Below are 14,063 nucleotides of genomic sequence, written 5' to 3' on the forward strand. Positions count from 1 at the left end.
ATACCCCGGCTACCTCCGCTCAAGTCGCGCGGTCAGACCGCGTCGAGCACGTCAAGCATCTGCGAGACGTTCTTCTTGCCGAACTCGATCGTCTCACGGCCGTGGCGGCGCATGACGATGCACGGCACGCTCATCACGTCGTAGCGTTCCTTGAGCTCGGGGAAGTGCGCCAGGTCGTACGCTTCGGCGCGCACATTGCTGTTCAGTGCGGCGATGCGTTGCGCCGCACGCACCGTCTCCGGACACATCGTGCAGGTGAGCGAGACGAGCAGCATGATCTCCACGGGGTCGTGGATCGCTTCGATGCGTTCGCGTTCGTCGCCGATCAGCGGCTGGCCGGGGCCGGCGGCATTGTAGATGCCGAGCACGAACGAATGGAACTCGTGCCCGGTGGGCACGCCATGGAACGCGATGCCGGTGGATTGCAGCATGCCGGAGTCGTCGCGCACCATCAGGCGCACCATCGGCGTGGCGTAGGGCAGCGGGCGGTCGTAGTCCACCGCGCCGCGCCCATTGGCCGAGAGCTCCTCGACGGTCTCGCTGATCGACTCGAGCTTGCCGTCGCTCAACGAGACGAGCTCGTCGATGAACGACTGCAACTGGTGCGACAGTTCCGTGCGGTCGAGCTGGAGCTGCAGCGTGACCGTGCGCTCCATGCGCGCGAAGACGACGTTGAGCTGTGCGACCACGTCATCTGTGAACACCGCACTCACCGGATGCTCGGTATCCGCGGACGCGCCCGGGTTCGATGCGGGCGCCGGTGTCGTCTGCGCTGGCGCGCTGTCCTCGCTGTGCTCCTCACGCCGCTGGTAGGGAGTCGCGGTGGGCGCCTGCGGTGTGATGCCGGTGCGCTTGCTCGCCGCCGCCGCATATTCCTCCGCATGCACTGCGGCGATGGCGCCGTCGGCGGTCGCGGTGACGACCTGCCGCAGGTCCTTGACGCGCAAATCACCCGCCGCGAAAACACCAGGGACCGACGTGCGCAGGGCGTCGTCGGTCACGACGTACCCGTTGCCGTCGAGTTCCACAACGCCGCGCACAATCTGCGTCTGCGGTTCGTAGCCGGCGAACACGAAGACGCCGAACGTGCCGCCGTCCTGCGGCTTCCACACGCTCGTCTCGCCGGTATGAGCGTCTTTGAGCGTCGCTTCGGTGAGACCTTTTGCCCCTGCGGTGACGCCGGCGAGTTCGGTGCCATAGCGCACGGTGATCTTTGGATCGTCCTTGGCATGCTGGGCCACGGCGGCGTCGCAAGTGAAGTCGTCTTCGCGCACGAGCACGGTCACCGCGCGCGCATAGCGTCCCAGAAACACGGATTCCTCGGCCGCGGCGAATCCGCCGCCCACCACGAGCACGTCCTTGCCGGTGAAGAACTCGCCGTCGCATGTGGCGCAGTAGGCCACACCACGGCCGGCGTATTCCCGCTCGCCCTCGAACCCGATCTTGCGCGGTGCTGCACCCATCGCGAGCACGATGGCGAAGCATTGCACGTCACCGCGCGTGGTATGCACGGTTTTGACGTCGCCTTGCGCGTCGATGCCGGTCACAGCACCCATGCGCAGTTCGGCGCCGAAATCCTGCGCCTGCTGGCGCATCGCGGCGGTGAGTTTACGCCCATCGGTCATCGGTACGCCCGGGTAGTTCACCACTTCGGATGTGATGGTGATCTGTCCGCCGAAATCCGCCTGTTCGATGATGAGCGTGCGGTAGCGTGCGCGCGCCAAGTACATGCCGGCAGTCAGGCCTGCCGGGCCGCCGCCGATGACGACGGCGTCATACATATTCGATTGTGGGGTGGTCACATCTATCAGAGCTCACCAACGAGGTCGAGGCTCGGCTTGATTGTTTCCTCACCGGGCTCCCATTTGGCCGGGCAAACCTGATCACTATGCTCGTAGACAAACTGCGAGGCCTTGACACGGCGCAGGATCTCGTCGGCGTCACGCCCCACATTCGAAGAAATGACCTCGTATGCCACCACACGGCCTTCCGGATCGAGGATGAAATCACCGCGCTCGGCGAGACCGGTCGTCTCATTGTACGTATCCAGGTCACGAGCCAGCGTGGCGGTGGGATCGGCTAGCATCGGGTAGTTCACCTTGCCGATCTTCTCATTCGAATCATGCCAGGCCTTGTGCACCCACTGGGTGTCGCACGAGACAGCATAGACCTCACAGCCGGCCTGCTTGAACTCGTCATAGTGGTCGGCCAGATCCTCGAGTTCCGTCGGGCAGACGAACGAGAAATCGGCGGGGTAGAAGAACAATACCGACCAGTGGCCCAGCAGGTCTTTCTTGCTCACGTCTTGAAGTTGACCGTTGTTGTATGCAGAAACGGTGAAGTCGGTGATTTCATGTTGCAGCAATGTCATGATGCGCTCCTTACGCCAAATGAATCATGCCGTGCCGTCACACCACACCCATGTCTCATGGCAGGCATGGCCCGTACGCGGCACCTTTCACGCTTGAGTATGGCACACAAACCGGCAAAAGGGCAGGGGGCTGCAGCGTACATTCCTGTGGTTTTCCTCACAGCGCACCGCACATCATTCCCAAGGACTACATGGTGGTCAAAACCGGCCATGGGGATGATAGGCAAGCCGCATATACGCCCATACCTTGGATGCATAGCAATATCACGTCCACCACTATCAAGCGGGGAAGGCATCATGACCGGGTTTCTCTCCACGTTTTCCAAGCCGTTCCAGCTGGCGGTCCTGCTGTGGCCGTTCGTGGCGGTGCTGTTGACGGTGCCGGCGGCGGTCTATCTGTACCATCGTGACAACCGCCTCCGACCGGCGAGTGTGCTCGGCGCTTATTCGTTCATGTTGTATGTGCTTGGCCTTGGCTGTTTCACCTTGTATCCGTGGCCGCGGGATCCCGCCGCTTACTGCGCCACACACCATCTGGGTGCCCAGCTCAACCCGTTGCAGTTCATTGGCGATATCCGCGCCGACGGTGTGACCGCCATCCTGCAGTTGGGCATGAACATCGTGTGGTTCGTGCTGTTCGAAGGCGTTGTGCCATGGTGCACCCATGGACGCACCATCGGCTGCCTCCTCACCCGGATGACGGTGGAATCCACGCAGCGCACATTGCCGCAACGTCTGGCGTTCCATGCGGCGCGCACCGCGCTCTTGTACACACTGACAATCGGACTGTGCACGTGGCGGTCACCATGGTCGTTCGTACTGGGCCTCGCCACCGTGGTGTGGTGGATCGTCTGCAAGCAAATGCCGTATGACGCCATTGGCGAAAAGCGGCGCACCGCCGGCAACCCAATGGCAGGGGGTCAGTCCTCGTAGCGTGCGGTGGTGTTGAGCAGGTCGAACGCCGAAGGCAGAGCGGCGATCACATCGCTGGCGATGATTGGATGCCCGCACGCGGATTGGGCGATGTCCCGCTTCGGCTCGCCGTACAGGTGCGGACCCTGCCATGCATGCTGGTCACTGTGCGCCGCCATGGCCGCCGCCAAACCGTGCGTATAGACCGCGCCGGCCGCTGTTTCGGCCACAAGTGTCGGATCCTCGATCAGTTCCTGGGCCCGTTGTGCGAGCAGGGCGCCGGTGATGCCCGCGAGTACATCGCCTGCGCCTGCCGTGGCCAGGAACGCCGGCGCGCGCCCGCACACCAAGGTGCGCATGCCGCCATTGCCGTCAGGGCCGACGATCACCGTATAGGCGCCCTTGAGCACCACGGTCGCTCCGGTGAGTTCACAGGCGCGCTGTGCCTGCCGCAATGGCTCGGCCATGACCTCCTCGCGGCTCGTCGGTGCATCCATCCGGGTAAGCAGTCGGGCCAGTTCGCCGGCGTGCGGCGTGATCACCACCTGCGGCGGCACATGGTCCGGCAACAGGTCGAGCGCGCCAGCATCCACCACAATCGGCGGCATGGCGAGCGCCTCGCTGTTCGCGCCGTCTTGGGTGAGGCTGTAATGGGCGAGCAGTGCGCTGATGGCGGTGCGTTGGATGTCTACGGTGTCGGTGTGGTCGGTGTCTGGCACGCCACACCCGGTGACCCATGCTTGTACGTGGCCTTTGCCCATGACCGCTTCGGGGAGGGCCTGCAGCACCAGGTTCTGGGCGCGTTCGGGGCCGAGGTAGCGGACCATGCCGGTGTTGGAGCGTGCGGCGGCGCAACTGGAGAGCACTGCCGCGCCCGGGTAATGGGCGGATCCGGTGATGAGTCCGACGACGCCGCGGTTGTATTTGGCGTCTTCGACGAGCGGGATGCGCAGCGCGTTCTGTGCGTAACCACAGTCGACGGTTTCGACGGTGGGCGTGGCATCGCCCACGTCGAAACCGAAGTCGACGAGCACGATGTTGCCGCATGCCAGTGAGGCGGGCGGGAGCATGGCGCATGGTTTGAGCGCGCCGTACATCATGGTGACGTCCGCGGGAATGTATGCGCCGGGGAGTGATCCGTCGTCGACGCCGATGCCGGAGGGGGTGTCCACGGCCACGACGAAGGGGAAGTCGATGGCGAGTTCGTCGTCGGGCAGGCCCAGTCGCCGTGGCGGTGTGTTGGTGCGGCCGAGGACGGAGGCGAGGGCCGCGGGGATGCCGTGGAGTGCGCCGGTACCGCCTATGCCGGTCATGGCGTCGATGATAATGTGGGCTTTGCGGGCGAATGCGATGGCATGCTCGAGCCGTTGGCCGGCTTCTCCGGCGGGGAACCCGCTGGGGCAGCCGGGGATGTCGTTGGCCGGGTCGAGGGCGTAGATGTGGCCTCCGGATTCGAGAAAGGCTTCATAGGCGGCGTCATGCAGGGTGCGTCCCACGGCGATTGCGGTGACGTTGAGCCCCTCCGCTGCGAGCATCGCGCCGGTGTAGAGGCCGTCGCCACCGTTGTCACCGGCACCGGCGAGCACGCAGACACGCAAGTTGGTCTCGCCCCATTCCTCTTGGTCGATCACGTCGAGGATGGTGCGCGCCGTGGCACTGGCGGCCATGCGCATGAGGGGGACTTCGTCGGCGAGCAGCGGCTGTTCGAGCGCGCGTACGGTCGCGGTGTCGAATGCCGCGTTGGTCAGGGTGTCGGTGTGGTCTGCTGTCTGGTCTTCCATGGGAACTGTCCTTATGTGCTGTGCGCCGGCCGTTGCCGCATTGGGTGCGCCCGGATTGGCCTGTATGCTCATTCCAACTCTAGTACCGTTCGCCTTGACGTGCGCGCTGCGTTCAGCCGATGTTAGAACCGCGTTTCCGCGGTGTGTTGCTCCCGCACTTATTCCCATAACGATAACCAGACGAATCCACGCCATACGTCCCTATAATCGCAATAGCAGTCCATCACGCCGCCGATTCACAAGGCGGCCTCGAAGAAAGGAATCACCCATGTGCACTGCGGTCCGTTTTGTCGATGGCGAAGACAACATGTTCTTCGGCCGTAACCTTGATTGGTCGTTCTCGTACGGCGAGAAGGTGCTGTACACCCCAAAGGATTACAACTACCAGCCGGTGTTCAACGGCGAGGACCGCAACCATGCGGTGCTCGGCATCGGCATCGTCGTCGACGACACCCCCCTGTATTTCGATTGCGCCAATGACGCAGGCCTTGCCGTTGCCGGACTCAATTTCCCGGGCTATGCCGAATATGCGTCCGACAGTGTGAACCTGACGGTCAATGTGGCCGCCTATGAGTTCCCACTGTGGGTGGCGCGCAATTTCACGTCGGTCGACGACGTGGCGGAGGCCCTGAAGAACGTCACAATCGTGGCGAAGCCCATCAACGACCAGTACCCGGTTGCGATGCTCCACTGGATCATCTCCGACGCGACGCGCACCATCGTCGTCGAATACACGGCAAGCGGCATGCACGTCTACGACGACGACATCGACGTCATGACGAACCAGCCGGAGTTCCCAGTGCATCGCGCCAATCTCATCAACTACATCAACTGCGATCCGGCGATGGTCAAGCCTGTCAAGTGGGGCAATGCGGAACTCAAGCCGTGGGGCGCCGGACTGAGCTCGCATGGGCTGCCGGGCGACCCGAACTCGATGTCGCGTTTTGTGCGCGCCGCCTACACGAACGCCCACTATCCGAACAAGGAGGGTGAGCAGGACAACGTCACCCGCCTGTTCAAGACGCTTTCAAGCGCCGCGATGATCGAGGGCATGAGCGCGATGGCTGACGGCCAGTACGAGAAGACCATCTTCACGAGCGGCTTCTCGGCCAACACGATGACGTACTACAAGAACACGTACGACGATCCCACAATCCGCGCGTACGCCATGGCCGATTTCGACGAGACGAGCAACCAGCTGCAGACCAAGTGATGCGCACCATGGCAGTGCATGGCGTGTGAACATCGACAAACCAATGGGGCCCTGACCATCCACAACGGAGGTCAGGGCCCCGGCGTCTGCCCATGCACACGGTCACGCGCAGCAATCAAATACGAATCCAAGAACAGGAGAGGGGAGCACAACCCATGAAGGAACCGACAGACACGTTGCCGTTGGATGCCACGGCGAGTCAGGCACAGCTCAATGCGTCAGGGGACGCCAATCCCACTGTGGTGGCCGAACAGAAACATGCTGGCGCAGCGGTGAAAGCGGCGCTCATCGCCAACATCGGGGTGGCCATCGCCAAGCTCGCGGCCGCGGTGTTCACCGGATCTTCCTCGATGCTCTCCGAATCCGTGCACTCCATCGCCGACTGCTCCAATGAGATCGTGCTCATCATCGGGGACAAGGTCTCCAAGCACAAACTCAATTCGGAGCATCCCTTCGGTTGGTACCGCACCAAATATCTCGCGTCGTTCGTCGTGGCGACGTTGCTGTTCTTCGTCGGCGGTTTCTTCTCCACATCCGAAGCCGTGAAAAAGATTGTCGCCGTCAACGGCGACCCGGCGCTGCAGAACGCCAACCGCATGGAGCTGGCAGTGGCCCTCGTGGTGGTGCTGATCAGCGCCTGCCTCGAAGGGTATGGCCTGCACCAAAGCATCAAGGAAGCCAACGAGCGCATGAAGCGCACCGGCACACCGCAGATGGGCATCTTCCGGTTCTGGAAGCACACCAAGTCCGCGGAGCTGGCCTCGGTCATCATGGAAGACACCCTCGCGTTGATCGGTCTGGCGTTCGCCTTCATCGGCATCGGATGTGCGATCATCTTCGACAACGAGCTGTTCGACGCGATTGGCGGCCTCATGGTCGGTCTCCTGCTGGTCGTCGGCTCACTCGTCCTGGCCTACAAGTCCGGGTCGCTGCTCATCGGCGAATCGGTGACCCCGGACACCCGCGAACGCATCGTGCGGGCGGTCGAACAGACCGATGGCGTGGAGAGGCTGATCAACATGCAGACCGTGCACATGTCGGAGGACAACATCCTGCTGTGTCTCAAAGTGCAGACGTCCAAGCTCGACCGTGACTACGATGTGCAGACTGTCGACAAAATCGAACGCGATGTGCGCACGGCGCTGCCTTGGTTCAATTTCGAAATCTACGTGGAGCCCGACGTGCTGCGCGTCAACAGGTAGCGGCCGGGCCGATGTACTACTCTTCGGCGACGAGCTCCAGGTACGAATCGTTCCACAGGTCCTCGTCGCCGTCGGGCATGAGCAGCACACGCTCCGGGCGCAACGCCTCGACCGCGCCCTCGTCGTGGGTCACGAGCACGATCGCGCCCTCGTATTTCGCGATGGCCTTGAGAATCTCCTGGCGCGAGGCCGGGTCGAGGTTGTTCGTCGGTTCGTCGAGCAGCAGCACGTTGGCGCGCGACGTAACCAAGGTGGCGAGCGCCAACCGCGTTTTCTCGCCGCCGGAGAGCACGTGGGTGGGTTTGAACGCGTCGTCGCCGGAGAACAGGAAGGATCCCAGGATCGAGCGTGCTTGGGTGTCGTTGAGTTCCGGGGCCACGTTGCGTAGGTTGTCCAGCACACTCACCCCCATGTCGAGGGTGTCGTGCTCTTGGGCGAAGTAGCCGATTTTGGCGCCGTGACCGTATTCGACCTCGCCGGTGTCGGGCTGTTCCAAGTGGGCGAGCAGACGCAGCGTGGTGGTTTTGCCTGCGCCGTTGTAGCCGAGGATGACGACCCGGGAGCCTTTGTCGATGGCCAGATTGACACCGGCGAACACGATGTTCGACCCGTAGGCCTTTGAGATGTCCTTCGCTTCGATGGGGGTGCGACCGCAGGGGGCTGGTTCGGGGAAGCGGATGTCGGCGACTTTTTCGCGTTTCTGTGCGGTGGAGGTTTCGGAGAGAAGCTTTTCCGCTCGGCGCATCATGTTCTGCGCGGCCACGGCCTTGGTGGCTTTGGCATGCAGGCGGATGCCCTGCTGCATGAGGCGTTCGGCTTTCTTCTCCGCCACTTCGCGTTCACGGCGGCGGCGCTCCTCGTCCACGGCGCGCTGGTGCAGGTAGGCGGTCCATCCGAGTGAATACATGTCGATCTGGCCGAGTTGCGCGTCGAGGTGCCAGACCTTGTTCACCACTTCATCGAGCAGTTCGGTGGAGTGGGAGATTACCAGGAATCCGCCTTCGTACTGCTTGAGGTAGCTGCGCAGCCATTCGATGGAGTCGGCGTCCAAGTGGTTTGTGGGTTCGTCGAGGATCAGGGTGTCGGCGTCCGAGAACAGGATGCGCGCCAGCTCGATGCGTCGGCGCTGGCCGCCGGACAGAGTGCCCAAGGGGCGGCTCATCACTTCCTGGGGCAGGCCGAGGCTGGAGGCCATGGCCTGCGCTTCGGATTGCGCGGCGTATCCGCCGGCTTTTTCGAAGTCCTGCATCGCCTTGTCGTAGCGGTTCATCGCCTTGGTCATCACGTCAGGATCCGGGTCCGTCATGTCGCGTTCGGCTTTGCGAATGCGGTTGATGATGGTGGCGATGTCACGTGCGCTCATCATGCGGTCGAGCGCGGATTGTTCGGGGTCGGCGGCATGGGTGTCCTGTGGCAGATACCCCAGTTTGCCGCTCACGCGCACCGATCCGGCGGTGGGCAGCAAGTCGCCGGTGATCACACGGGTGAGTGTGGTTTTGCCTGCGCCATTGCGACCGACGAGGCCGATCTTGTCGCCTTTGCTCACGTGGAAGTTGGTGGGGTGCAACAGGGTGCGTGCACCGATTTGAATCTCGAGTCCCTGCGCTTCGATTGGCATGCTTCACCGTCTTTCCTGTGCTATGCGCTTGGAATGTAAGGCCTGTGACGAATGGGTGCGCCGGGTGTCGGTCGTCGCCGGTCGCACGGTTGCGCCGCGGGCCGCCAACGCACCGCAGACCATCATATGCGGTGCGTCGGTCTTCGTCCAGCGCCGTCAACCACCGGCGTACGGTAGGCGTTCCAATCGATGCGCGCACGGTATGTGGCGATCAGGTCGTCGAGGATTGCCGCGGCATAGGCGGGGCTTGTCGACGGCAGTGCGGTTGCGGGAAGGGTGATGCCTTGCGCGGCCAGATCCGGCTCGCAATAGCGGTGGTAGAGCGCGGTGGCCTTCGCCCCGCACGTATAGATGTGGTTGACGCGCGAACCGGTGATGATGGGAGCCAGATCGCTCGGCACCACATTGCGGATGCTCGCGTCGCTGGCGTGGCGAATGTCACAGGATTCGATCGCATCCCATAACGCGATGTGGTGTCGCAACGCGAACGCACGCCGCGATTGCACCGAGGCGTCCACGCGGTCAGCGGGGTCGTCCGGGTCGGCGAACAACGCTTCCATGACCGGCCAGAACCGGTTGCGCGGATGCATATAGAAGAAACCCTGGCTGCGCGACGCCGGACTGGCCATGGTTCCCAAAAACAGGATGCGTGACGCATGGTCGTACAGCGGGCCGAACCCATGGTCGACCCGCTGCAGGCCTTCCCCGTGCTCGGTCACTGGCGTAACCCCTCATGCGTCGGGCCACCCTGATAATCCTTGGTGGCGGGGGATCCCATGCTGGTGAGGCGGGGGGAGATGCGAGCCCATGGAATGTACATGAACACCGCGGCCGCAGTGGCGAGCGCGATGCCCAGCACCGCGGTGACTTTGGAGACGTCCATGAGGCGAATCGCCACGCCGACGACGGCCCACAAGGTGACCAGGCCGAAGATCCAGTCACCGAACTTGTAGCGCGCGAAGCAGGCGAGCGCGAGCAGGAGCACGACCACCACGATAGTGGTGATGGACTGTGCGGTCGTGGAGATGGCGCCGTCTTTCGACACGTAGTACGTGGCGGCGCGGGCGATGTCGGTCACGCATTCCACGAGGAGCCATGACCCCCACAATGAGAACGGCGCCCAATCCCAGAGGCTGTGGTGCTTGTTGCGGCGGGTGAGGAACCACAATGCCCAGACGAGTGCGGCCTGGATCAGCACAAGCGAGATCGCCGAAGGGTAGTTCTGGTTGTGCCATGCGAAGATCCAGCCGATTTCCACGCCTGCTGTGACGATGAACAGCAGTCCGAGCAGGGTGAATGGGGTGCGGCCCAACCGTTTCGCTTTGCGCCGACCGTTGCCGATGCGGATGAGCCAGATGGCGAGCAGCGCGTAGATGGGGATCCAGATGAGCTGCACATAGCGGTCGGGCGCAAACCATGCGAATACGGATGCGCGCGAAGCACCGGGGGCGAGATGCACGAGCACGCCGAATTGCGCGAGCGCGTTGATGACGATCATCGCGAGCAACACCACCCATGCGACGATGACCTCAATGTCGTGCCGGGCGGCGTGCTCCTCCTTCTTCGCCTTCATCTCGTTGGACCGGGAGGTCGTTGCGGGCGCGGTTGGCGTGGTGGTGTCGTCCATGGCGGGTGGCACAGGAGGGGCGGCGGGCGGTTCGTCCTGCACGGGGGTGGTGTCTGGTTGCATGTCTTGGGTCATATCCGCTCTCCTCCCATGCGCGTGCGGCGCACTGTGTTGGTGCCTTGTGGCTTGGTATCTTCCAGAGTAGACGGTGGCGGCCGGACGTACGGTCGTGGGGCGCGCGTTTTCGCAATTGGATTCAGCCCCGCGCGCACTTTGCCCGTCAAACGGCACGGTTATCGAACAGGTGTTCGATTTTTTGCGTGTCTTGTTGTATCCTTGACACGCGGACCATCATGGTCGCACCATCTTTCGGCTTGGAGGAGACGAATGGCAACAGCATTTGAGGCGCGCGCATCCGAACCCATCATCGAACGGGTGATGTCGAGCGATTCGTTCCTGGGCGCGGAGCTCGCCAAGGCGCCGCTGCGCGAACAGCACGGCTCACTGATCGCGGACATCAGCCACCTGCCCAGCGACCTCAAGATCGTGATCCAGGGTGCGCGTGAACACAACCTCAAGAACGCGGACCTGGAGTTCCCACGCAACCGCATGGTCGTCTTCACCGGCCTGTCGGGGTCGGGCAAATCGTCGATGGCGTTCGACACGTTGTTCGCCGAGGGCCAGCGGCGCTACGTCGAATCCCTGTCTGCATACGCACGCCAATTCCTCGGCCAGATGGACAAACCGGACGTCGATTTCATCGAAGGCCTGAGCCCGGCCGTCTCGATCGACCAGAAGACGACGAACCGCAACCCCCGTTCCACCGTGGGCACCATCACCGAGATCTATGATTACCTGCGCCTGCTGTTCGCGCGCACCGGCGTGCCGCACTGCCCGGCGTGCGGGGCCGAGGTGAGCGCGCAGACGCCGCAGCAGATGGTCGACCGCCTGCTCGCCAACCCTGAGCGCACACGCTTCCAGATCCTCGCGCCGGTCGTGCGCGGGCGCAAAGGCGAATTCGAAGACCTGCTCGAACTGCTGCGCGGCGACGGCTATGCGCGCGCACTCATCGACGGGCAGATGCGCCAACTGTCCGACGACATCACGCTGACGAAGCAGAAGAAGCACACCATCGAGGTCGTCGTCGACCGGCTCGTCATCAAAGACGGCATCCGCCAGCGCCTCACCGACTCCGTCGAAACGGCGCTCAGACTGGCCAACGGGCTCATGGTCGCCGATTTCGTCGACCGCAACGAGAACGACCCGCTGCGCCGCGTGCCGTTCTCCGAACACATGGCATGCCCGAACGGGCACACGCTCGAACTCGACGAGATCGAACCACGCACGTTCTCGTTCAACGCGCCCTACGGCGCATGCCCCGAATGCACCGGACTCGGATTCAGCCTCGCAATCGACCCCGAACTCGTGGTGCCCGACCCCGACAAGACGCTCAACGAAGGCGCGATCGAACCGTGGATGATGACGAAAAGCACCGGCGATTACTACCGCCATCTGCTTGAGGGCCTCGCCTCAGAACTCGGCTTCGACCTGGACACCCCGTGGAAGGACCTGCCCGAAGAAGTGCGTCAGGCCATCATGTACGGCAAGGACTTCAAGGTCACCGTCTCGTACCGCAACCGTTGGGGGCGCATGCGCGAATACTCGACCGGGTTCGAGGGCGTGGTGCGGTCGCTCATGCGCCGGCACGAGGAGACCGATTCGGAACAGCGCAAGCAATACTACGAATCGTATATGCGCGAAGTGCCGTGCTCCGTGTGCCATGGCAAGCGGCTCAAGCCCGAGGTGCTCGCCGTCACTGTGGAAGGCAAATCGATCGCCGACGTGTGCGACATGTCCGCCGAACGTGGCCTCAAGTGGATCAACGAACTCGACCTGACCGGGGCCAAGGCCCAGATCGCTGGCGAAGTCGTCAAGGAGATCCGCGCGCGCCTCGGATTCCTCAACGACGTAGGTCTCAACTACTTGACGCTTTCGCGCGCCGCGAAGACACTGTCGGGCGGCGAAGCGCAGCGCATCAGGCTCGCCACGCAAATCGGATCGGGCCTCGTGGGTGTCATGTACGTGCTTGACGAACCCTCGATCGGCCTGCACCAACGCGACAACGCGCGCCTGATCGACACCCTGCACCATCTGCGTGACCTGGGCAACACGCTCATCGTCGTCGAACACGACGAAGACACGATCCGCAGCGCCGACTGGCTCGTTGACATCGGCCCGGGCGCAGGCGAACACGGCGGCGAAGTCGTCTATTCCGGCCCCGCCGATCACCTCGTGGACGCCACGCGTTCCATCACCGGTGACTACATCGCCGGCAGGCGCCGCATCGACGTGCCCAAGAAGCGCCGCAAGACACGCAAAACGAAGCAGCTCACCGTGGTGGGGGCGCGCGAGAACAACCTCAAGGACCTGACCGTGCGGTTCCCCTTGGGCGTGATGACATGCGTGACCGGTGTCTCGGGGTCCGGCAAATCCACGCTCGTCAACCAGATCCTCTACCCGGTGCTCGCCGACAAGCTCAACGGCGCACGCATCGTGCCCGGCAAACACACACGTGTCGAGGGCGTGGACCAATGCGACAAGGTGATCCACGTCGACCAGAACCCGATCGGACGCACGCCACGGTCGAACCCGGCCACCTACACCGGCGTGTGGGACAAGATCCGCACCCTGTTCGCCAAGACCCCCGAAGCGCAGGTGCGCGGCTACGGTCCGGGCAGGTTCTCGTTCAACGTCAAGGGCGGACGCTGTGAGGCGTGCCATGGCGACGGCACCCTCAAGATCGAGATGAATTTCCTGCCCGACGTGTATGTGGAGTGCGAGGAATGCCACGGCAAGCGGTACAACCGCGAGACGCTCGAAGTCAAATATAACGGCAAGACTGTCGCCGACATCCTCGACATGCCCATCAGCGAGGCCGCCGAGTTCTTCAAGGCGTATCCGGCGATCTCACGGTATCTGGACACCCTTGTACAGGTGGGCCTGGGCTACATCCGTTTGGGGCAGCCCGCCACCACACTGTCGGGCGGTGAATCGCAGCGCGTCAAGCTCGCGACCGAGCTGCAACGCCGTTCCACCGGCAAGACCGTGTACATCCTCGACGAGCCGACGACCGGCCTGCACTTCGAAGACGTGAACAAACTGCTCGTGGTGCTGCAAGGACTGGTGGACAAAGGCAACACGGTCATCGTGATCGAGCACAACCTGGACGTGGTCAAATCCAGCGACTGGATCATCGACCTGGGTCCGGAAGGCGGCGAAGGCGGCGGCACAATCGTGGCCGAGGGAACACCCGAACACGTGGTGCAATGCGACGAGTCGTGGACCGGCCGCTTCCTGTCGCCACTGCTCAAATGACCCAAGCGGCAACGTAAGGAGAGT

At 63.2% G+C, this 14,063-nt stretch carries 10 protein-coding genes; 4 read left to right on the forward strand and 6 right to left on the reverse strand.

Annotated features, from left to right (window positions below):
- Nucleotides 1–32: 32 nt before the first annotated feature.
- Nucleotides 33–1,781: an FAD-dependent oxidoreductase gene (locus OU02_RS04110; RefSeq protein ID WP_033488852.1), complete on the reverse strand. Its 1,749-nt coding sequence runs from the start codon at nucleotides 1,779–1,781 to the stop codon at nucleotides 33–35.
- A gap of 26 nt (nucleotides 1,782–1,807) precedes the next feature.
- Nucleotides 1,808–2,371 (reverse strand): alkyl hydroperoxide reductase subunit C, encoded by a 564-nt coding sequence (gene ahpC / locus OU02_RS04115; protein WP_033488853.1) that lies wholly within the window; start codon nucleotides 2,369–2,371, stop codon nucleotides 1,808–1,810.
- Nucleotides 2,372–2,668: 297 nt separating this feature from the next.
- Between ahpC and OU02_RS08295 the strand changes: the two genes are divergently transcribed.
- Nucleotides 2,669–3,304, forward strand: a complete 636-nt coding sequence (locus OU02_RS08295; protein ID WP_051918214.1) for a hypothetical protein — start codon at nucleotides 2,669–2,671, stop codon at nucleotides 3,302–3,304.
- On the opposite strand, the gene OU02_RS04125 is transcribed toward OU02_RS08295, so the two are convergent.
- The gene (locus OU02_RS04125) at nucleotides 3,292–5,064 is read right to left on the reverse strand and encodes a bifunctional ADP-dependent NAD(P)H-hydrate dehydratase/NAD(P)H-hydrate epimerase (RefSeq protein ID WP_033488854.1); all 1,773 of its coding nucleotides are present in this window, start codon (nucleotides 5,062–5,064) and stop codon (nucleotides 3,292–3,294) included. The genes OU02_RS08295 and OU02_RS04125 overlap by 13 nt on opposite strands.
- Nucleotides 5,065–5,332: 268 nt before the next feature.
- Between OU02_RS04125 and bsh the strand changes: the two genes are divergently transcribed.
- Both bsh and OU02_RS04135 read left to right on the forward strand, forming a co-directional pair.
- Nucleotides 5,333–6,277, forward strand: a complete 945-nt coding sequence (gene bsh / locus OU02_RS04130) for a choloylglycine hydrolase (protein ID WP_033488855.1) — start codon at nucleotides 5,333–5,335, stop codon at nucleotides 6,275–6,277.
- Nucleotides 6,278–6,432: 155 nt separating this feature from the next.
- Nucleotides 6,433–7,479 carry a cation diffusion facilitator family transporter gene (locus OU02_RS04135; protein WP_080720467.1) on the forward strand — a complete coding sequence of 349 codons (1,047 nt, stop codon included), beginning with the start codon at nucleotides 6,433–6,435 and terminating at the stop codon, nucleotides 7,477–7,479.
- Between the two features lie 16 nt (nucleotides 7,480–7,495).
- Here OU02_RS04135 and OU02_RS04140 read toward each other — a convergent pair whose 3' ends face one another.
- The 3 genes from OU02_RS04140 to OU02_RS04150 all read right to left on the reverse strand — a co-directional run bounded on the left by OU02_RS04140 (nucleotide 7,496) and on the right by OU02_RS04150 (nucleotide 10,799).
- Nucleotides 7,496–9,097: an ABC-F family ATP-binding cassette domain-containing protein gene (locus OU02_RS04140; protein WP_033488856.1), complete on the reverse strand. Its 1,602-nt coding sequence runs from the start codon at nucleotides 9,095–9,097 to the stop codon at nucleotides 7,496–7,498.
- A 122-nt stretch (nucleotides 9,098–9,219) separates the two neighbouring features.
- A complete protein-coding gene (locus OU02_RS04145; protein ID WP_238551891.1) occupies nucleotides 9,220–9,816 on the reverse strand; it encodes a DNA-deoxyinosine glycosylase in 597 nt (198 codons plus the stop codon).
- On the reverse strand, nucleotides 9,813–10,799 hold the full coding sequence (locus OU02_RS04150) for a hypothetical protein (protein WP_051918213.1): 987 nt from the start codon (nucleotides 10,797–10,799) through the stop codon (nucleotides 9,813–9,815). The genes OU02_RS04145 and OU02_RS04150 overlap by 4 nt, the downstream gene beginning before the upstream one ends.
- Nucleotides 10,800–11,102: 303 nt before the next feature.
- Between OU02_RS04150 and uvrA the strand changes: the two genes are divergently transcribed.
- Nucleotides 11,103–14,039, forward strand: coding sequence for an excinuclease ABC subunit UvrA (gene uvrA, locus OU02_RS04155; RefSeq protein WP_051918266.1), 2,937 nt, complete (start codon nucleotides 11,103–11,105; stop codon nucleotides 14,037–14,039).
- Nucleotides 14,040–14,063 lie beyond the last annotated feature (24 nt).

The organism is Bifidobacterium pseudolongum subsp. pseudolongum DSM 20099 (assembly GCF_000771225.1).
Classification (GTDB): domain Bacteria; phylum Actinomycetota; class Actinomycetes; order Actinomycetales; family Bifidobacteriaceae; genus Bifidobacterium; species Bifidobacterium pseudolongum.

Excerpts from the sequence above, each read along its gene's own strand:
- OU02_RS04110 (WP_033488852.1), bottom strand. The coding sequence starts at position 1,781 with ATGTATGACGCCGTCGTCATCGGCGGCGGCCCGGCAGGCCTGACTGCC.
- ahpC (WP_033488853.1), bottom strand. The coding sequence starts at position 2,371 with ATGACATTGCTGCAACATGAAATCACCGACTTCACCGTTTCTGCATAC.
- OU02_RS08295 (WP_051918214.1), top strand. The coding sequence starts at position 2,669 with ATGACCGGGTTTCTCTCCACGTTTTCCAAGCCGTTCCAGCTGGCGGTC.
- OU02_RS04125 (WP_033488854.1), bottom strand. The coding sequence starts at position 5,064 with ATGGAAGACCAGACAGCAGACCACACCGACACCCTGACCAACGCGGCA.
- bsh (WP_033488855.1), top strand. The coding sequence starts at position 5,333 with ATGTGCACTGCGGTCCGTTTTGTCGATGGCGAAGACAACATGTTCTTC.
- OU02_RS04135 (WP_080720467.1), top strand. The coding sequence starts at position 6,433 with ATGAAGGAACCGACAGACACGTTGCCGTTGGATGCCACGGCGAGTCAG.
- OU02_RS04140 (WP_033488856.1), bottom strand. The coding sequence starts at position 9,097 with ATGCCAATCGAAGCGCAGGGACTCGAGATTCAAATCGGTGCACGCACC.
- OU02_RS04150 (WP_051918213.1), bottom strand. The coding sequence starts at position 10,799 with ATGACCCAAGACATGCAACCAGACACCACCCCCGTGCAGGACGAACCG.
- uvrA (WP_051918266.1), top strand. The coding sequence starts at position 11,103 with ATGTCGAGCGATTCGTTCCTGGGCGCGGAGCTCGCCAAGGCGCCGCTG.